This window comes from Proteus appendicitidis (assembly GCF_030271835.1).
Lineage (GTDB): Bacteria > Pseudomonadota > Gammaproteobacteria > Enterobacterales > Enterobacteriaceae > Proteus > Proteus appendicitidis.
Genome location: NZ_CP127389.1, coordinates 125,558 through 146,412 on the forward strand (window position 1 = coordinate 125,558; position 20,855 = coordinate 146,412).

Here is a 20,855-nt window from a genome sequence, read left to right on the forward strand (position 1 = left end):
TGTTTTTTTGTTTTTTATTTCTTATCTCTGATATTGGTTTTATTTTTTTGCTTCTTCATAAGACTCAATCGCTCTTGCTCGTGCTTTTGCGTGATCAACAATGGGTAATGGATAATCAAGAGAATTATTGGTTTTTGCTGCCCACTCATGAGGTGTATGAATATAGCGATTCGGCACATTGGCGAGTTCAGGAAGCCAATGGCGGATAAATTCACCATCAGGATCGAACTTACGACCTTGGGTAGTAGGATTAAAAATTCGAAAATAAGGTACGGCATCAGTTCCTGTTGATGCAGCCCACTGCCAACCCCCGTTATTTGATGCGAAATCACCATCAATCAGTTGTGACATAAAATAACGCTCACCCCAACGCCAATCAATTAATAAGTCTTTGATAAGAAAACTTGCCGTGAGCATACGTAAGCGGTTATGCATCCAACCTGTTTGATTAAGCTGTCGCATCGCAGCATCAATAATAGGAAATCCCGTAGCGCCTTGAGTCCAAGCATTAAATTCATCTTGGTTGTTACGCCAATTGATTTTTTCTGTCCAAAGCTGAAAAGCAATGTGTTTGCATAAATTGGGATTTGCCACAATTAAGTGTTGGTAAAATTCTCGCCAAATAAGTTCATTAAACCAAACAAATGCACCTGATGTGTTGTTTTCTAAGAAATCAGGTTCAGTTTGGTAAAGGCGATTAAAACATTGCCGAATAGACAGTAATCCAATCGAAAGATAGGGGGATAATCGGCTGGTGCCATCAACTGCAGGAATGTCTCGCCATTTTGCATAATGTGGGACGCTTTCATAACAGAATTGTTTTAAGCGTTTAAGTGCCTCTTCTTCAGTAGAGATAAAAGAGGGCGAGCTTGTATTTTCAAGTGAAAATAGCGGTGCCTTTAAAGGTGATACCGTTTTTTGATGCGCCCTGATCTCTGGGATAGGCAATGAAGCGTTATTTTGTGAAAAAAAGAGCCGCAAGAATGCATTTCTAAAGGGAGTAAAAACTTTATACATCTCCCCTTGTTGGGTGATTACATTACCCGGCGGAATAAATACATTGTCATGATAAGCATAAACGGTTGTCTTATTCTCTAGTAACTCAATGACTTTTTTATCACGGCGTTGTTCATTAAGAGCATATTGGTGATTGAAAAAAAGCGCAGTGACTTGATGTTGTTGGCAATACTCAGCCACTTTATCGGCCGCATTTGAATAAGTATCACTAATCACGACAGTCAGTGGAATATTGAGTTTTGCCAGTGATGTTGACAGATCTAGCAAAGCATCATGAATAAACGCCTGACATGACAAAGCCATACTGTGGGCTTTCCATTGTTCAGGCGTTACGGTGAAAATAGCATGCACCTGTGCTTGTGTATCTTGGCAAGCGTTAAAGAGTGCCTTGTTATCCGTCACTCTTAAATCATTACGAAACCAAACCAAATGAACAGAAGACGGGTGCATGTAACCTCTCTTAATCTAATTTAGGATGTTGATCGATAAGTGCTTGGCGTTTTTTCTGTAATGTCTCAATTTCAGCTTCAATATCTTCAACTCGTTGCTCGATATTATCATAATGCTCAGACAGAATTTCTTTCGCCTCTGATCTGTCTGATGCCGCAGGGGTTGCGCCTCGTAACGGTTTATTTGCGGTTTCAATCATCTTAATCCCTGTGATCAAACCGACAACTGCAACAATCATCAGATAATAAGCAGGCATATATAAATCACCGGTTGCTTCAACTAACCAAGCGGCTGCCGTTGGTGTTGCACCTGCCACTAATACAGAGATATTAAATGCAATAGCTAATGCACTATAACGAATATGCGTTGGGAATATGGCGGGTAAAATCGATGCCATTACCCCAGTAAAACAGTTGAGTAGGATCGCAAGAATTAATAATCCTAAGAAAATTAAACCGATTTCATCACTGTTAATCATCATAAACGCAGGGTAAGCAAGGACAAACAACCCGATGCTACCACCGATAACAAATGGTTTACGGCCAACTTTATCACTCAATAACCCGATGACAGGCTGTACAAACAACATCCCTATCATAATCGCGATGATGATCAGTACACCGTGATCTGCCGAATAATTTAAGTTATGAGATAAATAACTCGGCATATACGTTAATAACATATAGTAGGTCACGTTAGTGGCAATCACTAAACCGACACACACCGTTAAGCTTTTCCAATATTTTGATGCGATTTCACGTAATGAAACACGCGGTGGATTTTCGATAGATTTACGATCATCGCTGTTCATTTCATCAACATGCTGTTGGAATGCAGGCGTTTCTTCTAAAGCATGACGTAAATATAAGCCAATAAGACCTAATGGTAATGCTAAGAAGAACGGGATACGCCATCCCCACTCATGGAATGCTGTTTCTCCAAGGATAGTAGAAATCAGTACAACAACACCTGCACCCAGAACAAAACCAGCAATAGAACCGAAGTCTAACCAGCTTCCCATAAATCCACGTTTACGGTCTGGTGAGTATTCAGCAACGAAAATCGCCGCGCCGGAATATTCACCACCAATGGAGAAACCTTGTGCTAATTTAGCCAGCAATAATAAAACGGGTGCCCAGATCCCAATAGTTTCATAAGCAGGAATAAGACCAATGGCAAACGTACTGAGTGCCATAATAATGATGGTGACAGATAACACTTTCTGACGACCAAATTTATCCCCTAGCATCCCAAACACAATGCCACCTAATGGTCTTACAAGGAAAGGTACAGAGAATGTGGCAAGGGCTGCAATCATCTGTACGCCCGGAGATGCGCCAGGGAAAAACACTTGACCTAAAACATAAGCGAGGAAGCCGTAGACACCGAAGTCGAACCATTCCATGGCATTACCTAACGCCGCAGCGGTAATGGCTTTTTTCAGCTTACTATCATCAATAATTGTTATATCATTGATTTGTAATGGTTTATTTCTTTTCTTCTTCATTTTCATATTAAGTGACCTTTTATTAAGGTATTCGTAATTTCTTGTTATTCAATTAATTAAAAGAAATGAAGTGACTATTTGTTAGCGAGAGGAGTAAGTAATAAAAGTTCACTAAAAAACAGCTTACTTCTACCTATTTTAAATAGTGATATTAAGCTAATAGATAAGAGAATATTTATTAAGTATAGATGAGATTAAATAAGATTTTAGGAAGTTTTTTTTGTTGTTTTGATATAACAAAACATAGCCTCTAGTATTAAAATGTGATCGTTATCATAACGTAATTCTGCTTTTGTGTAAAATTTGCAGTGCGAGAGATTTTAAATTTACGTTAAGTGAACTTAAAGTTTCGAAAAGAAAAATTAAAAAACAAGATCGATTTTTATCATAAATAACAATCGGTTAATTTGATTTATCGTGTTTTTTGATACAGGCTAACGCATTTGTATGGGTATTATGCATAATACAAAGACCGAAAGGTAAATAGAAAATAATAATGCCTTATTTTACTTTATTATTCTTTCGAATAGTGAAGATGAAAATGTGGATAATAGAATAGATCTCGCTATTCTTATTATTGATTATATCAAGACAGTATCGAAATAGTATGACGGGATATCACGACAGAGATAGTAAAGATAGCCTCGTCCTTACCCGTATTAGAATAACAACTTATAAATTTAATAATTAACCGCGCATTTGTGCAAATGAACCCAGGTACCTCTATGAACATTAATCAACTGAAAAGCTTTGTTGAAGTCGTGAAAAATAATTTCAACATTACTAATGCAGCTGAAAAACTTTATACCTCACAACCGACAATCAGTAAGCAACTAAAAATATTAGAAGATGAATTAAGTGTGTCGCTGTTTGTGCGTAAAAATAATAACTTATTAGCATTAAGCCCTATGGGTAAAGAAGTCCATAAAATTGCTTGCGATATCCTTGGGCAAGTTGACCGGATCAAAAGCATTGTGGCTGAAGAAGATCGTAATAAAAAAGTCGATTTACATATTGCGACAACACATACACAAATTCGTTATTCATTGCCGAATGTGATTGATCACTTTCGTCGTTATTACCCTAATATCTCGCTACATTTTCATCAGGGCGCACCGGCTCAATTAGCGGAAATGGTTAAAAATGGTGATGTGGATTTTGCGATAGCGACAGAATCTATGCACCTTTATGAAGATCTCATTACACTGCCTTGTTATCGCTGGACGCGTAGTTTATTGGTTCCTTATGATCATCCTCTTGCTTTATTGAAAGACGATGAGCAGGTTACTATCGAGCAGATGGCAGAGTATCCACTGATTACTTATGTTTTTGGTTTTACGAGAGGATCTAAATTAGACAAAGTCTTTTATAAAAATAATCTTAAGCCTAAGGTGGCGTTAACCGCGACGGATACAGAGATTATTAAATACTATGTTAAGCGACATTTAGGCATCGGTGTTATTGCAGCCGCTTCATATGATGAAACAGAAGATAGTGGCGCACTAAAATGTATTAATATCGATCATTTAGTGCAACCAAGTTATACCCATATTTGTGTCAGTAAACATACCCATATGAAAGATTATATGCATGAGTTTATTTCTCTCTATGCCCCCCATATTGATAGAAATATTATTCAGATGCCAGATCAATGGGAAACACAATGGCACAGTAAAGAGGTCTATCAGGGATTGCCTGATTTGCGTTCTGTAAATATTAATAATATCGCGACAGAATAAGAATAGAAGCAGAATAAGAATAAGCCCGTTCTTGCGGGGGCAATGAACGGGCTTAGGCAGAATAAGAAAAAGATTAGCGAGTCAGAATATTCACAAAAATCTGAGCGCCCACTAATAAACAATCATCATCGACAAAATAAGGATTAGCGTGTAGGTAGTTATTAATTCCTTTCGCTTGATTACCACTTCCTAAGAAGAACATGGCACCAACCTTACCTTTTGTGGCGTTAACCATATAGCTAAAGTCTTCACTGCCTGTCATTGGTTTACCGTTCGATTCAATATTTTCTTCTGGTAAGAATTTACGCATCGCATCTAATAAACGCTGATGTGCAGTTGGATGATTCACAACAGCAGGGTATCCGCTATAGCTTAATGTGGTTTTAAATCCACCCGCTGTACTGCGTGCAACGATTTCATCAAAACTTGCTTTCAGTACTTGGTCGGTATTTTCATCCATAGAACGGATAGTACCGCGAGCTTGTACGTGATCAGCTAATGCATTAGGGATTGTTCCCCCATTGATCATGCCACAACCAAATACCGCAGGGCTAAATGGATCTGTCTTTTTGGCAACAACATAATCCATATAGTCAATTAAGCGCGTTGCTTCACGAATGGCGTCTAATCCTTTGTGTGGTGTTGAACCATGTGCAGAAACACCATAAACATCTAATGTCCATGCTGAACCATAAGACGACATCACACCATCATTAAAGCGAACACAACCTGTTTCGATAGCGGCATCATTATGAAGTGCGTATGTTTCATCAACGCCTTCCATACACCCCATTTCCACCATTTTTTCAGCGCCAGGTACACGCATATCTTCTTCTGCCATTTGGAAAATAAAGCGGACATTGGATGTCATCTCTTGTTTATTTTCGGCAAGATACTTAGCACTGGTTAATGCCATGGTCATATGGGTATCGTGACCACAGTTATGCGCACAACCTTGGTGGATTGAACTGTGTTCATTATTGGTTAAGTCTGGCATTTCTAATCCGTCCATATCTGCACGGATAGCAATTAATGGAAATTCAGAATTAACAATTAAGTCTGCTGTGAAACCAGTATATCCATCAAAAGTTTTAATTTGATAACCAAAACTTTCCATTAATTCACGACAATATTTAGATGTTTTATATTCTTCACCTGATAGCTCAGGTATTTTATGCAGGTCTTGTCGTGTTTTTTTACTAAAGTCATTTAATTGAAAGAGTTTTTCACTGACATTATAAATATTATTCATTAGATAACTCCCTGGATACTAAATCCAATTTGCGCGACGATTGATGCGCCAAAGAAACAACAAGTTGAAACAATCATGAAAATAAGAATAACTTTCCATGACATTTTCTTAAGTTCTTCTAATTGACCACCAACAGATAAACCAGCAAATGCTAATAAAGGAACACAACAAGATAAGAAAGAAACTTTACCAATAGAACTAATAAAGAAATCTCTTACCGGAGTTTCGGGTAAACAAATAATGATCCCGATAATTGTTGCATAAGCAAATGTTGGTAAAGATGAAGGTAAATAATGTTTTGCAACGAGTGAAATAAATACCACTAATGACATAGCAATAAAGCTATCCCACATTGCATAAAGAGCGATCCCTGATGTTAACGTCTGAGTAAACATTGCCAGTAAAATAGCAACGAATACAAACTTCATATCAATAATTATATTTTTCATGCAGTTTTGCCTCTGGTGAAAATTTTATAAATTTTTTCTGAAAGAGGTAAACCTAAATAGGTTAATGACAGTGCGCCTAATGCTGAAGATAATAAATTAGATGCAGCGGCAACACTTAATACTTGCTGTGCTAATGCTTCATCAAGACCATTAATTAATGCACCTGATGCAGCACTTAACATTGAACCTGAACCCACGCCAGAGCCTGCTGCAAGAGCAAGTGGATGTAATCCAGTTAATGGAGCAATACTCCCTAATACGCTAAACCATAAAGTACCGATAACAGAACCACATAAATAAATGGCTAATACACCAATATATTCTTGAGATCCTGTACCAAATTTACCTTGAATAACAGCGATAGACGGTTCACGACTAATAGATGAACAAGCACCAATTGCACGACGACCAAATCCAAATTTAATGGCTAATGGAACTGCAATTAATACAGGTAATAAGTTGCCGAGTTCCTGAACAAATAAAGGAACGCCAACACTTAAAATCATTTTAATATTAGGAACAATCATTCCTGCATATTGCGTACCTAAAATAAGCAGGCTGAAACCTACCATTTTACCGCAGAAGCCTTCTTCTTTTTCTGTGAATAATTTACCCCATACTTTAATTTTTTTACGGGTAAATCCAGCAGACATACACATACCAATAATTACAGCAAATAACATTGGTAAAATAGGTATTACCGCAATGCCAATCTTAATTTCTTTTTTACCAATAACATATTGTGAAATAAAAATTAAGAAAAGGACTGCCAGAATACTAATAAAGAAAACCTTTATCGGACTTCTACTTTTGTCCATCCGTTAATCTCCGTTGAAAAATAATCAGGCTTTATTCTAGAGGACAAAAAGCAAAAGGTAGCGTGACCAATGTCATGTTTATTTCATACCTCTTTTTCATGGTGCATGAAATAATGCAATGGTGATAAATTTATTAACAAATAGGGGAAAGTTAAATTTTTTAATAAAGACAGTGAGTAAGGCTGAAATGAGTCAGCTTAATTGTTAATAAAGATGTGAGGAGAAAAATCTTTATTAAAAATTATTTTAATTATTAAAATAATCCTATAAGCAGACATTGTCTATAATTTAATAAAGAATAATACATTATTAATGAGATATATTCTTATTTGGTGCGGTTATTATAAATTTAATGAATGTATTTGGAAGTGATATTTTATTTTTTGTATTTTTGAGGGCTGATTTTATCCTCACAGTGACATTATAGTGATTGGTGTTATTCTTTATATTTAAGTTAGTGAGATAATTTTCTCTGCAAGCTGATGAGGAAGAGAAACAGAATATGGGAAGGAAATCAGTGTAGCTCGCAGAGGCGTAATTTACCCAAAACTGAGGAAAAACATCACCATGAGTAAGCAAACAGTTGCAACCTACATTGCTAAAGTACTCCAGAATGCAGGTGTAAAACGTATTTGGGGCGTGACAGGCGATTCTCTCAATGGATTAAGTGATAGCTTGCGAAAGATGGGAACGATTGAGTGGATGGGAACCCGTCATGAAGAAGTCGCGGCGTTTGCCGCAGGAGCAGAAGCGGCAGTTAATGGTGAATTAGCGGTTTGCGCGGGTTCTTGTGGACCAGGAAATTTACATCTTATCAATGGGCTTTTTGATTGCCATCGTAATCATGTTCCTGTGTTAGCCATTGCTGCGCATATTCCTTCTGCGGAAATTGGTAGTAATTATTTTCAAGAAACACATCCTCAAGAACTTTTTCGCGAATGCAGCCATTACTGTGAATTAATCTCAAACCCAGAGCAGATCCCTCAAGTGCTGGCCATTGCAATGCGCACCGCTATTTTGAAAAAAGGGGTCGCAGTTGTTGTTTTACCAGGAGATGTTGCACTAAAACCAGCCCCAGAAGATGCGCATGAAAACTGGTATCCGTTGCAATTTCCACTCATCATGCCAAATCGTTTCGAAATCGAAAAATTATCCGATGCACTCAATGATGCAAAAAATATCACCTTAATGTGCGGTGCTGGATGTGTTCAAGCTCGCGACGAAGTGATTAAGCTGGCTCAAACATTAAAAGCCCCTGTTGTACACGCATTGCGAGGGAAAGAACACATTGAGTGGCAAAATCCCTACAGTGTAGGAATGACGGGATTAATCGGTTTTTCATCGGGTTATCATGCGATGGAAAATGCCGATACGTTAGTATTATTAGGTACGCAATTTCCTTATCGTGCATTTTATCCATCAAAAGCCAATATTATTCAAATTGATATTAATCCAAGCAGCCTTGGTTCGCATTGCCATGTCGATATGGCGATGATTGGCGATATTAAAGCCACGCTAAATGCAATACAGCCTCGTTTAAAAGAGAAAACAGATACGACGCATCTTGACGCATCGCTGAAACATTATGCTAAAGCACGAGAAGATCTGGATGCATTAGCACAACCCAGTGAACGTGAGCTTATTCACCCACAATATCTGGCACGTCGATTGAGTGAACTGGCAAATGATGATGCTATTTTTACTTGTGACGTAGGTACACCAACAGTATGGGCAGCCCGTTATGTAAGCATGAATGGCAAACGTCGGTTGCTGGGATCGTTTAATCACGGCTCTATGGCAAATGCAATGGCTCAAGCTATTGGCGCACAAGCATTAGATAGAAAACGCCAAGTGGTAGCAATGTGTGGTGATGGTGGATTTACCATGTTAATGGGTGATTTTATCTCATTGGCGCAAATGAATTTGCCTGTAAAAGTGATTATTTTTAATAACAGTGTATTAGGTTTTGTGGCGATGGAGATGAAAGCTGGTGGCTATTTAACCGATGGTACTGATTTACATAATCCTGATTTTGCTGCTATTGCCAATGCGTCTGGCATCAAAGGTATTCGAGTAGAAAAGGGTGAAGATCTGGATAATGCTCTTAAAGAAGCCTTTGAACATGATGGCCCTGTGATTGTCGATGTGGTAACTGCAAAACAAGAGCTTTCAATGCCTCCTGAAGTGAAGTTTGAACAAGCCAAAGGCTTTAGTCTGTATATGATGAAAGCGATTATTAATGGCCGAGGAGATGAGATTGTGCAACTCGCGAAAACGAATTGGCTACGTTAATGATTAAGTTAGATTGAAGATAAATAACCCTATCAAAATAAATCGATAGGGTTATATTTTTATTATTGGGCTTTCTCTGTTAAACAGAAGTTTTCAATTAATTGCCCCATTAATTCACGAGTCGGCTCAATAAATGCCATATCAATAAATTCATCAGGCTGATGTGCTTGTTCAATAGAACCAGGCCCTAAAACTAAGGTAGGGCAGAGATCTTGAATAAACGGTGCTTCAGTACAGTAATTCACCGTTTGCGCTTTTTCACCTAATAGTTTTTCGATCACGGCAACCATTTTATGATCGGTTGGGCACTCATAACCGGGAATAGGATCGTGTAACGCTTCAACACTTAAACGCCCCGGCCAACGTGCTTTGACTGGTGCTAATGTTTCATGAAGTAAATCATCCAAGTCTTGCAGTGTTAATCCCGGTAATGGGCGAATATCCATATGTAATTCACAGCAAGCACAAATTCTATTTGCTGCATCACCGCCATTAATATAACCAAAGTTCATTGTTGGATAAGGAATAACAAACGCAGGGTTGTTATAACGAGTTTTTAGCGTATCGCGCAATGTACTAAGGTGAGTAATAGACTCATGCATCAGTTCTATCGCATTTACCCCTTTTTCTGGATCACTCGAGTGCCCTGATTGCCCCGTAATACGTATTGCATTTGATAAATGCCCTTTATGAGCGCGAATAGGTTTTAGCGATGTAGGTTCGCCAATAATGGCAAAATCAGGGCGGATTGTTGTATTAGCAGCAAAATAACGCGCCCCTGCCATGGAGGTTTCTTCATCAGCGGTAGCAAGTATATAAAGTGGATGCGTTAGTGTTTTAGTATCCACATCACGTAATGCATCAAGAATAAAGGCAAAAAAGCCTTTCATATCGGCAGTGCCTAAGCCGTATAACTTATTTTCTTTTTCTGTCAGCGTAAAAGGATCTTGCGTCCAACGGCCTTCATCAAAGGGTACTGTGTCAGTGTGACCACAGAGTAATAATCCCCCTTTTCCCGAACCTAATGTTGCCAAAAGGTTAAATTTACCTCGCGTTTCGGGTACAGGTTGAATTTCAATTGAAAAACCTAATGTTTCCAACCAATTAGCAAGCAAATTAATCAGTGCTTCATTACTTTGATCGTTTTTAGCGTCTGTTGCACTGATCGAGGGTGTTGCAATTAATTGACGATAAATCTCAATAAATGTAGGTAATTTAATATTCACTGTTGACAGCCTTTCTTCATAATAGTATCAATATTCATGCACTTTTTTTGAATAAAAATACATTAATCGGTTTGTGTTCATAGTACAAGGTAAGAATGACATGTTAAATACTCTGATTGTAGGAGCAAGTGGTTACACTGGCGCTGAATTAGCCGCCTATCTTCAGCAGCATCCTCATGTGAATTTGAGCAGACTGATGGTATCAGCTCAAAGTGCAGATGCAGGAAAGTGCTTTTCTGAACTTCATCCACAATATCGTGGTTTAGTGGATCTCCCACTCGAACCGATGGTTGATGTCGCTAAAGCCGCTGAAAACATTGATATCGTTTTTCTCGCAACAGCACATGAAGTCAGCCATGACATTGCCCCTGTCTTTTTAGAGCAAGGTTGTGTGGTATTCGATTTGTCTGGTGCCTATCGAGTACAAAACAAGCATTTTTATCAACAATACTATGGATTCGAGCATAAGAATACTGATTGGTTATCACAGGCAGTTTATGGGTTAGCTGAATGGAATGCTGACATTATTAGTCAGGCTCAATTAATTGCAGTGCCGGGCTGTTATCCCACGGTGTCTCAGTTGTCTCTAAAACCGCTTGTGGAAGCGGGGCTTTTAGATACAGCACAGTGGCCTGTTATTAATGCCACCAGCGGTGTGAGTGGTGCAGGTAGAAAAGCCTCTTTAACTAGCAGTTTTTGTGAAGTGAGTTTGCAACCTTACGGTGTGTTCACTCACCGTCATCAACCTGAAATTGCAACGCATCTTGGTATTGATGTCATTTTTACACCTCATCTGGGTAATTTTGCGAGAGGGATCTTAGCCACTATCACCTGTAAGTTAAAAGTGGGTGTGACACAAGAGGATGTAAGGCAAGTCTTTGAAGATGCTTATCAAGATAAACCATTAGTGCGTGTGTATGAAAAAGGGTTGCCGGCATTAAAAGCCGTTGTAGGAACCGCATTCTGTGATATCGGATTTGCTCAACAAGGTGAACACCTAATTGTGGTTGGTGTTGAAGATAACTTGTTGAAAGGGGCTGCTGCACAAGCGGTGCAATGTATGAACATTCGGTTTGCTTTCGCTGAAACCGAATCACTTATTTAAATAATGAGTAGGGAAGTTTCATGGAACCATTAATTATCAAATTGGGTGGTGTGCTCCTTGATAATGAAGAAGCGTTAACGCGGTTTTTCACTGCATTACAACAGTATCGCTCAACACATTCTCGTCCGTTAGTCATCGTACATGGTGGTGGCTGTTTGGTGGATGACTTGATGAGTAAATTGCAATTGCCAGTGGTGAAAAAGCAGGGGCTTCGTGTCACACCCGCTAATCAGATAGACATCATCACAGGAGCGCTTGCCGGAAGTGCCAATAAAACCTTGTTATCGTGGGCAACTCAGTTTGGGCTTAATGGTGTAGGGCTTTCTTTGGGTGATGGGCAATTAGCAAAAGTGACGCAAATCAATGAAGAGTTAGGGCATGTCGGAAATGCAAAGCCCGGCTCTCCTGATTTACTCAATTTATTATTGGGGGCTGGCTATCTACCTATTATCAGTTCTATCGGTATGACTGAAAAAGGTGAATTGATGAATGTGAATGCTGACCAAGCGGCAACCGCTATTGCTGAAACATTAGGTGCTGATTTAGTCCTACTTTCCGATGTCAGTGGCATTTTAGACGGTAAAGGTCAGAAGATTGCCGAGATGTCAGCCGAGAAAGCACAGACATTAATCGACCAAGGCATTATCACTGACGGCATGATTGTGAAAGTCAATGCGGCATTAGAAGCAGCTAAAACACTAGGTCGGCCAGTTGAGATTGCAAGTTGGCGTCATGCTGAAAAACTGACTGCACTGTTTAATGGTGTTGCAGTTGGAACCCGTATTTTAGCTTAAAAATCACTCTAGAAATTTTATCGCTGTTTACTCGTTGGCAGAATTTAAACAAATTGGAAATTGAAGGTTATCACTATGACTAAAGGCATAAAAAAAATCGTACTGGCATACTCTGGCGGACTTGATACATCAGCAATCATTCCTTGGCTAAAAGAACATTATGATAACTGCGAAGTTGTCGCTTTTGTGGCAGATGTGGGTCAAAGCCGTGATGATTTAGTAGGTGTGGAACAAAAGGCGTTAGCGTCAGGTGCTTCTGAGTGTTATATCGTCGATCTACGCGAAGAATTTATCAAAGACTACGTCTATCCTGTATTAAAAACAGGTGCGTTATATGAAGGTAGCTATTTATTAGGTACTTCAATGGCTCGCCCTGTTATCGCTAAAGCGCAAGTTGAACTAGCCTTAAAGCTCGGAGCCGATGCAGTTGCTCATGGTGCAACTGGTAAAGGTAATGATCAGGTTCGTTTCGAAAGTACTTATGCGGCACTTGCCCCACAACTGAAAGTGGTTGCACCTTGGAGAGAGTGGGATTTACGTTCTCGCGAAGCGCTACTGGATTATCTGAAAGTTCGTAATATTCCAACGACAGCGACGCTTGAGAAAATTTATAGCCGTGACGAAAACGCATGGCATATCTCAACAGAAGGTGGGGTATTAGAAAGCCCGTGGAATGCTTCAAACGAAGATTGTTGGGCATGGACGGTTGATCCAAAGAAAGCACCAGAAACACCAGAACGGGTTACTGTCACTGTAAAAACGGGTGAAGTCGTCGCTGTAAACGGTAAAACACAATCACCTTTTGAATGTTTAGACACCTTAAATGCATTAGGCGTTAAACATGGTATCGGTCGTATTGATATTGTTGAAAACCGTTTAGTGGGAATGAAATCTCGTGGCTGCTATGAAACACCGGGGGGCACAATCATGATGGCGGCTCTGCGTGGTGTTGAGCAACTGGTACTTGATAGAGATGCTTTTAAATGGCGTCAACAACTAGGCTTAGAGATGTCTTATGTGGCTTATGACGGTCGTTGGTTCACGCCAATTCGCGCTTCACTGCAAGCGGCTGCAGAATCACTGGCAAATGATGTGAATGGTGAAGTGGTATTAGAGCTGTATAAAGGTCATGTTAATGCTATTCAGAAGAAATCAGATAACAGTCTGTATTCTGAAGAATTTGCAACCTTTGGTGAAGATGAAGTTTACGATCACAGCCATGCTGAAGGGTTTATCCGTTTATATTCCTTACCATCACGTATTCGTGCATTGAGTAAGAAATAAGGTTAAACAATAGAGTGATGCTATATATCTATATATAAGGATACAAGGCATCACTCTCACTCTTTTATTACATAAAATAAATACAGGAAGCAATTATGGCACTCTGGGGTGGACGTTTTAGTCAGGAAGCTGATCAACGGTTTAAACAATTCAATGATTCACTGCGGTTTGATTTTCGACTGGCACAACAGGATATCTTTGGCTCAGTTGCTTGGTCTAAAGCGTTAGTCACAGTGGGCGTATTGTCGCAAGATGAACAAGCTCAACTTGAGCAAGCTTTAAATGAATTATCAGAAGAAGTAACCGCAAACCCGCAGTCTATTTTGCAAAGTGATGCAGAAGATATCCATAGCTGGGTTGAAAGTAAGCTTATTGCCAAAGTGGGTGATTTAGGTAAAAAATTACATACAGGTCGTAGCCGTAATGATCAGGTCGCAACAGACTTAAAATTATGGTGTAAAGAAGAAGTTATTCATCTTCGCCAAGCAATTGTTGAGCTACAAAAAGCCTTAGTTATCACCGCAGAACAAAATCAAAATGCAGTGATGCCGGGTTACACCCATTTACAGCGCGCTCAGCCTGTCACTTTTGCACATTGGTGTTTAGCATACAATGAAATGCTAGCCAGAGATGAAAGCCGCCTAGCAGATGCATTAAAACGTTTGGACGTCAGCCCGTTGGGATGTGGTGCGCTGGCAGGTACGGCTTATGATATCGATCGTGAACAATTAGCTGAATGGCTGGGATTTGCGAGTGCAACCAATAATAGTTTAGATAGCGTATCCGATCGTGATCATGTCTTAGAATTATTATCCTCTGCGGCTATTGGTATGGTTCACTTATCTCGTTTTGCAGAAGATCTTATTTTCTTTAATAGTGGCGAAGCGGGTTTTATTGAATTATCAGATAAAGTCACTTCCGGCTCTTCATTAATGCCACAAAAGAAAAACCCAGATGCACTAGAGCTTATCCGTGGGAAATGTGGACGAGTGCAAGGCGCGTTAACGGGTATGATGATGACCTTAAAAGGTCTGCCTCTTGCTTACAATAAAGATATGCAAGAAGACAAAGAAGGGCTATTTGACGCTATCGATACATGGTCTGATTGTTTGCACATGGCAACGCTTGTTCTTGATGGGCTACAAATCCGTCGTTCTCGTTGTGAAGAAGCCGCGAAACAAGGTTATGCTAACGCCACAGAACTGGCAGATTACCTTGTTGCGAAAGGTGTGCCATTTCGTGAAGCTCACCATATTGTGGGTGAAGTGGTGGTTTGCGCCATTGAGCAAGGTAAAGCGATTGAAGAACTTCCTCTTTCTGAATTACAGATGTTTAATAGTAAAATTATGATTGATGTGTACGATATTTTATCGCTTCAATCTTGTTTAGATAAACGTCTTGCAAAAGGGGGCGTTTCTCAAAAACAGGTCGCTTATGCGATAGTAAAAGCTAAAGAAGTTTTAAATATGGATAAATAAGCAAAGCGTTTATCTAAGACAACTTACTGTTATTCAAAAAGAACAGGGTGAATTTCACTCTGTTCTTTTAGTTTAAATTGCCGATAATATCTATACTCATCTTGAATGCTTTAGAGGATGAAGGAATACGTTTTGTTTAAGTCGTTTATTTAGAAAATATCGAAAAAGAGAGACAGAATAACATTCGACTGATAGAAAAATTTATCAGTTACTATATTATCTATAGACATTAACTATCAGCAATAAATGTGGGATCTGCAATGAATATCCGTGACTTGGAATATCTGGTGGCTCTAGCTGAGCATAAACATTTTCGTCGTGCGGCAGATTCTTGCCATGTGAGTCAGCCAACATTAAGTGGTCAAATTCGTAAACTTGAAGATGAACTCGGTGTAATGTTGCTTGAAAGAACTAGCCGTAAAGTTCTGTTTACGCAACAAGGTTTGTTGCTGGTGGATCAAGCGAAAACCGTTTTACGTGAAGTCAAAGTGCTGCAAGAAATGGCTTCATTGCAAGGCGAAAGTATGGCGGGACCTTTACATATTGGGCTTATCCCTACTGTTGGCCCTTATTTATTGCCCCATATCATTCCCGAATTACATAAAAACTACCCTAAGTTAGAGATGTATCTTCATGAAGCACAAACTCACAGCTTATTAGCGCAATTAGATAGCGGAAAACTCGATTGCGCAATTTTAGCAATGGTAAAAGAGAGTGCGCCGTTTATTGAAGTTCCTCTATTTGAAGAGCCAATGAAGTTAGCAATTTATGAAGGGCACCCATGGAATGAACGTGGATCTGTGCGGATGGGCGACTTAGCGGGTCAGCGTTTATTGATGTTAGAAGATGGGCACTGTTTACGTGATCAAGCGTTAGGGTTCTGCTTCCAAGCTGGTGCAAAAGAAGATACTCATTTTAGAGCAACGAGTTTAGAGACATTGCGTAATATGGTCGCTGCCGGTAGTGGAATAACCTTATTACCTGATTTATCAGTACCTCAAGAACAAAAACGTGATGGAGTTTGTTATCTAGAATGTACTGATCCCAATCCATCACGTTCTATTATTTTGGTTTATCGTCCCGGATCGCCTTTGCGTAATCGTTATGAACAGTTAGCAGAGACAATCCGTGAACATATGACCGCATTTTATGCAGAAAAACAGAGTGCATTAAAATAAGCGGTTTAAACCATTAAGTGCAGCAACACGATAGGCTTCTGCCATTGTTGGATAGTTGAAGGTAGTATTAACGAAATACTCGATAGTATTGCCTTCACCTTTTTGCTCCATAATCGCTTGACCGATATGAATAATTTCAGCGGCACGCTCACCGAAGCAGTGAATACCTAAAATTTGCTTGGTTTCACGGTGGAAGAGAATTTTCAAACTTCCGACATTCATACCTGCAATTTGCGCTCTTGCCAGATGTTTAAATTGAGAACGTCCCACTTCATACGGAATTTTCATTGCCGTAAGTTGTTGCTCTGTTTTACCAACAGAACTAATTTCAGGAATGGTATAGATCCCAGTAGGAATATCTTCAATTAAATGTGTTTCTGATTTTCCAGTTGTAATTGCCAACGCTGCAATTCGACCTTGATCATAGGCGGCAGAAGCCAGACTTGGATAACCAATCACATCACCAACTGCATAAATGTGTTCACAACTGGTTTGGTAGTGCGCATTAACAGAAACTTGCCCACGACTATCTGTTTTAATACCGACGTTTTCTAAGCCCAGTGTGTCAGTATTTCCTGTTCGACCATTCGCATAAAGTAGGCAATCTGCTTTGACTTTTTTACCTGATTTTAGGTGAACAATAACACCATCATCGACACCTTCAATGCTTTCATATTCTTCATTATGGCGGATCACAATGCCGTTATTCCAGAAGTGATAAGAAAGCGCATCAGACATCTCTTGATCCAGAAAAGACAATAAGTGATCACGAGTATTAATTAAGTCTACTTTCACTCTTAATCCTCTAAAAATAGAGGCATATTCACAACCAATGACACCAGCACCATAGATAATGACATGGTGAGGCTCATGCTCTAAATCGAGAATAGTGTCACTGTTATAAATACGAGAATGAGAGAAATCAACATCTGGCGGGCAATAAGGACGAGAGCCTGTTGCAATAATAAAACTATCAGCAGAAAGAATATCGCAAGTGCCATCAGGATAACGCACGCTGATCCTGTGCTCGTCAATAAACGCAGCTTCACCTGAATACATCGTACAATTATTACGCTCGTAAAAACCTTGACGCATTTTAGTCTGCTGACTAATTACGGTGCTGGCTTGGCGAAGTATTTGGGAGAAAGAGGAGTTAATAAGGCGAGATTGGTCACTGTAAAGCGGGTTTTGATTAAATTCGATAATACGGCTTACTGCGTGACGTAGGGCTTTTGAAGGAATGGTTCCCCAGTGAGTACAGCCCCCACCGACTTTGTTATAACGTTCTATAACTGCGACGCGCTTTCCTTGTTTAACAAGCCCCATGGCCGCGCCTTCACCACCAGGACCTGAACCGATCACAATTGCATCGAAATGAGAATGTTGCATAAGAAGAGACCTGTTTTATACAAACCGACAACGCTATATTAACATTAGAATGAATAATAGCCCAACTGACATTAAGGGCATTAGTCACACTTTATTGAGTTTTTATGAGAATGTGTCTTGAGAGATGATTGTACGCACTGCTTTTTTAACAAAGTTTGATATATTGAGTACAAACCAAATTAGGATTATCAGGATTTCTGTGAGTAATAATATTGGCGTCAGAGCTAAACAAAAAGAAAAAACCCGTCGCTCTTTAATTGAAGCTGCTTTTAGCCAACTCAGTGCTGAACGTAGCTTTACAAGTCTAAGTTTACGAGAAGTGGCTAGAGAAGCGGGTATTGCACCTACTTCATTTTATCGTCATTTTAAAGATGTGGATGAACTTGGGCTTACCATGGTTGATGAAAGCGGATTGATGCTACGTCAATTAATGCGCCAAGCACGTCAACGTATTGCGAAAGGTGGCAGTGTTATCAGAACATCAGTGTCAACCTTTATGGAATTCATTGGCAATAATCCTAATGCATTTCGATTATTATTACGTGAGCGTTCTGGGACATCTGCCGAATTTCGTGCCGCAGTCGCACGAGAGATCCAACATTTTATTGCAGAACTGGCAGACTATCTTGAGCAAGAAAGTCATATGCCACGTTATTTTACAGAAATGCAATCTGAAGCAATGGTCACTATTGTATTTAGTGCAGGCGCAGAAGCACTGGATATTGATATTGAAAAGCGTCAACAATTAGAAGAAAGATTAGTTTTACAACTGCGTATGATTGCTAAAGGTGCTTATTATTGGTATCGACGTGAGCAAGAGACGCAAACACCTCCACAAGATAACCCGGAAATAAAGAAAAAAACGCATCAGAAAGGAGACAAATGATGGAACAAAATCGCTGTGAAAAAAGCACGCTATTACTTGCCGCAGTCATTGGTGTCGCTTTACATGGTACTTATTCAAGCTTTTTTAACCCGCTTATTGAGTCGTGGTCAGTTTTCCCACTCATCAGTTTAATCTTGGCAGTTTACTGTTTATATCAGCGCTATTTAAATCAACCCATGACCGATGGTATGCCGAAGCTGATTTTTTCATTCTTTTTATTAGGCTTATTCGGTTATAACGCTTACACCAGAACCGTTAACCCTGAATGGGGTTCAAATTTCTTCTCTTCAGTTTGTATCGTTATTGTTGCGTTGTGGATTTATCGTCAGTTCAAACAGCGCCAACGCTTGCGTATACAGGCAGAAGAAGCTGAAAGAGCATCACAAGCAGAACAGTACTAGTCTGTACTTATCTCTTTGTTGTAAACACAGCGAAATTTTGACACCAGCAAGCTATCTTGCTGGTGTTTTTGTTTTTATTCGGGTTATTGAAGTGTTTTTAACTATAATGAGTAAAATAAGAGGTTATCTTTTTTCTAATAACACACCACATTCCATATGATGGGTAAATGGGATGATGAGCCCAATGGTGTTCATTAAAATCTCATATATCGCATTAAGGTGTTGATATTGCGTGACTTGTCTCTATTTTGTTGTCCAGTGATGTTTTAAAAGATACAATAAAAACCTACCATTTGCCGTACCCCGTGCCGTACCCAGAATTAGAGAAGATTGGTTAGTATGACAAAGCGAATTAGTAGTAATGCCACCCTACAAGCAATGAATCCCCAAGAGAAAGAGTACCTAATCCCTGATAAAAAAATTGAAGGGCTTAATATTCGCGTTCGCCCAACGGGCACAATGACTTGGACATTTCGTTTTCAGATTGGCAAAAAGCACGAAAAAATATCAATGGGGAGATACGTAAAATCTAATCCTGAAACTGGGATGACATTAGATCAGGCAAGAAAGGAAGCTGGTCGCTATCGGAGTTGGTTGGAGAACAACAAGAATCCAAAGATTGAACTTGATAAAGAAAAACGTGCACAAGATAAGGCGAAGACTTTTGACGATGCTTTTGTGAGTTTTGATGATAAGCGTCTTTCGAAGCAATTACGGGGTGACCAGTCGAGAACCATTTACAATCGAGATATAAAGCCAATTATCGGTAGCATCAAACTGGCGGATTTAAGCATATATGACCTTAATAAGGTCTTTGATGCAAAGGTAGATAAGGATGGTAAGCGTATGGCTGGAGCCATCGGCGTCTGCAATCAAGTAATTAACCATGCTTTGGCGCTAAATATGCTTGATAGCCATCCGGCTCCACAACTGAAAGCAAAAGACGTGGGTGGTGGTTCCAAAGTAACTAAGCGCAATCTAAGCTTTGCAGAGTTAAAGATTTTGTTAACTAGTTTGAATGAGTGGCGCACTAATCCCGCAAATATCCGTCTAATGCGCTTTTTGCTCGGATGTGGGCAACGGATTAGTGCTGTGCTTGAAATGCGCTGGAGTGAGTTAGATTTGGATGAAGGGACTTGGCGCTTACCTGCCAGTGCAGAAGATCGGCACACTAAAAGTCTAGATGTTCGGAAAGTCCCTTTAAGCAACTATCTCCTTGAGCAGTTACAAAAGCAGCGTGAAAGCGTGCCAAGCAAGTGGAAGTTGGTTTGGCCTCAGCTAACGGTCGATAAAGTCCAAGAACCTGCGGCAGTACGAGCATTGATCAAACGTAATATTCCTATCGATTTTGAGCGTTTTTCACCTCATGACTTGCGCCGTACCTTTATCAGCCGTTGTAGCGAAATGGGGCTGGATATTGTGGCAATAGAAAAAACGGTCGGCCACCAGCTACCCGGTATGCTGCGAGTTTATAATCATCACGATTACTTAAATGAGCAACTTGCGGTGTTGGAAGCATGGGGCGATAAACTGAAAGAGCTGGCCATCGTAAATGTAGTTCCTTTATCTATGATAAAATCTGCATAGGTG

At 39.6% G+C, this 20,855-nt stretch carries 17 protein-coding genes; 10 read left to right on the top strand and 7 right to left on the bottom strand.

Annotated elements, in window-relative coordinates; translation table 11 throughout:
• Nucleotides 1-39 precede the first annotated feature (39 nt).
• Together phrB and proP are read right to left on the bottom strand one after the other, a co-directional pair.
• Nucleotides 40-1,467, bottom strand: coding sequence for a deoxyribodipyrimidine photo-lyase (gene phrB / locus QQS39_RS00635; RefSeq protein ID WP_285805216.1), 1,428 nt, complete (start codon nt 1,465-1,467; stop codon nt 40-42).
• A gap of 10 nt (nt 1,468-1,477) precedes the next feature.
• A complete protein-coding gene (gene proP / locus QQS39_RS00640) occupies nt 1,478-2,980 on the bottom strand; it encodes a glycine betaine/L-proline transporter ProP (RefSeq protein ID WP_285805217.1) in 1,503 nt (500 codons plus the stop codon).
• A 719-nt stretch (nt 2,981-3,699) separates the two neighbouring features.
• On the opposite strand from proP, the gene QQS39_RS00645 reads away from it, so the two are divergent.
• Complete coding sequence (locus tag QQS39_RS00645) at nt 3,700-4,713, top strand: LysR substrate-binding domain-containing protein (RefSeq protein WP_151436607.1); 1,014 nt, start codon at nt 3,700-3,702, stop codon at nt 4,711-4,713.
• 73 nt (nt 4,714-4,786) lie between these two features.
• Here QQS39_RS00645 and QQS39_RS00650 read toward each other — a convergent pair whose 3' ends face one another.
• The 3 genes from QQS39_RS00650 to QQS39_RS00660 are packed head-to-tail and all read right to left on the bottom strand — an operon-like array spanning nt 4,787 to nt 7,232.
• Nucleotides 4,787-5,965 (bottom strand): M20 metallopeptidase family protein, encoded by a 1,179-nt coding sequence (locus QQS39_RS00650; RefSeq protein WP_151436608.1) that lies wholly within the window; start codon nt 5,963-5,965, stop codon nt 4,787-4,789.
• Nucleotides 5,965-6,414, bottom strand: coding sequence for a hypothetical protein (locus QQS39_RS00655; RefSeq protein WP_151436609.1), 450 nt, complete (start codon nt 6,412-6,414; stop codon nt 5,965-5,967). Before QQS39_RS00655 ends, QQS39_RS00650 begins: the two co-directional genes overlap by 1 nt.
• Nucleotides 6,411-7,232, bottom strand: a complete 822-nt coding sequence (locus QQS39_RS00660; RefSeq protein ID WP_151436610.1) for a DUF3100 domain-containing protein — start codon at nt 7,230-7,232, stop codon at nt 6,411-6,413. The genes QQS39_RS00655 and QQS39_RS00660 overlap by 4 nt, the downstream gene beginning before the upstream one ends.
• A gap of 567 nt (nt 7,233-7,799) precedes the next feature.
• On the opposite strand from QQS39_RS00660, the gene poxB reads away from it, so the two are divergent.
• Entirely contained in the window at nt 7,800-9,524 is a 1,725-nt protein-coding gene (gene poxB, locus QQS39_RS00665) for a ubiquinone-dependent pyruvate dehydrogenase (protein WP_285805218.1), read from the top strand.
• Nucleotides 9,525-9,586: 62 nt separating this feature from the next.
• Here the strand turns inward: poxB and argE are convergent, their stop codons facing one another.
• Nucleotides 9,587-10,750: an acetylornithine deacetylase gene (gene argE, locus QQS39_RS00670; protein WP_151436612.1), complete on the bottom strand. Its 1,164-nt coding sequence runs from the start codon at nt 10,748-10,750 to the stop codon at nt 9,587-9,589.
• Nucleotides 10,751-10,850: 100 nt separating this feature from the next.
• Here argE and argC point away from each other — a divergent pair, with 100 nt between their 5' ends.
• The 5 genes from argC (at nt 10,851) to oxyR (ending at nt 16,589) form a co-directional block, all read left to right on the top strand.
• A complete protein-coding gene (gene argC / locus QQS39_RS00675) occupies nt 10,851-11,855 on the top strand; it encodes an N-acetyl-gamma-glutamyl-phosphate reductase (RefSeq protein WP_285805219.1) in 1,005 nt (334 codons plus the stop codon).
• 20 nt (nt 11,856-11,875) lie between these two features.
• Nucleotides 11,876-12,649, top strand: coding sequence for an acetylglutamate kinase (gene argB, locus QQS39_RS00680; protein WP_285805220.1), 774 nt, complete (start codon nt 11,876-11,878; stop codon nt 12,647-12,649).
• Between the two features lie 75 nt (nt 12,650-12,724).
• Complete coding sequence (locus QQS39_RS00685) at nt 12,725-13,933, top strand: argininosuccinate synthase (RefSeq protein WP_285805221.1); 1,209 nt, start codon at nt 12,725-12,727, stop codon at nt 13,931-13,933.
• Nucleotides 13,934-14,028: 95 nt separating this feature from the next.
• On the top strand, nt 14,029-15,411 hold the full coding sequence (gene argH / locus QQS39_RS00690; RefSeq protein WP_285805222.1) for an argininosuccinate lyase: 1,383 nt from the start codon (nt 14,029-14,031) through the stop codon (nt 15,409-15,411).
• A 260-nt stretch (nt 15,412-15,671) separates the two neighbouring features.
• The gene (gene oxyR / locus QQS39_RS00695; protein WP_285805223.1) at nt 15,672-16,589 is read left to right on the top strand and encodes a DNA-binding transcriptional regulator OxyR; all 918 of its coding nucleotides are present in this window, start codon (nt 15,672-15,674) and stop codon (nt 16,587-16,589) included.
• Here the strand turns inward: oxyR and sthA are convergent.
• On the bottom strand, nt 16,581-17,978 hold the full coding sequence (gene sthA / locus QQS39_RS00700; protein WP_109373435.1) for a Si-specific NAD(P)(+) transhydrogenase: 1,398 nt from the start codon (nt 17,976-17,978) through the stop codon (nt 16,581-16,583). The two genes, oxyR and sthA, sit on opposite strands and share 9 nt — an antisense overlap.
• Nucleotides 17,979-18,177: 199 nt before the next feature.
• Between sthA and fabR the strand changes: the two genes are divergently transcribed.
• The 3 genes from fabR to QQS39_RS00715 all read left to right on the top strand — a co-directional run bounded on the left by fabR (nt 18,178) and on the right by QQS39_RS00715 (nt 20,852).
• Nucleotides 18,178-18,864 carry an HTH-type transcriptional repressor FabR gene (gene fabR, locus QQS39_RS00705; RefSeq protein WP_151436617.1) on the top strand — a complete coding sequence of 229 codons (687 nt, stop codon included), beginning with the start codon at nt 18,178-18,180 and terminating at the stop codon, nt 18,862-18,864.
• On the top strand, nt 18,864-19,265 hold the full coding sequence (locus QQS39_RS00710; RefSeq protein ID WP_151436618.1) for a YijD family membrane protein: 402 nt from the start codon (nt 18,864-18,866) through the stop codon (nt 19,263-19,265). Before fabR ends, QQS39_RS00710 begins: the two co-directional genes overlap by 1 nt.
• 339 nt (nt 19,266-19,604) lie before the next feature.
• A complete protein-coding gene (locus tag QQS39_RS00715) occupies nt 19,605-20,852 on the top strand; it encodes a tyrosine-type recombinase/integrase (RefSeq protein ID WP_285805224.1) in 1,248 nt (415 codons plus the stop codon).
• Nucleotides 20,853-20,855: the final 3 nt, after the last annotated feature.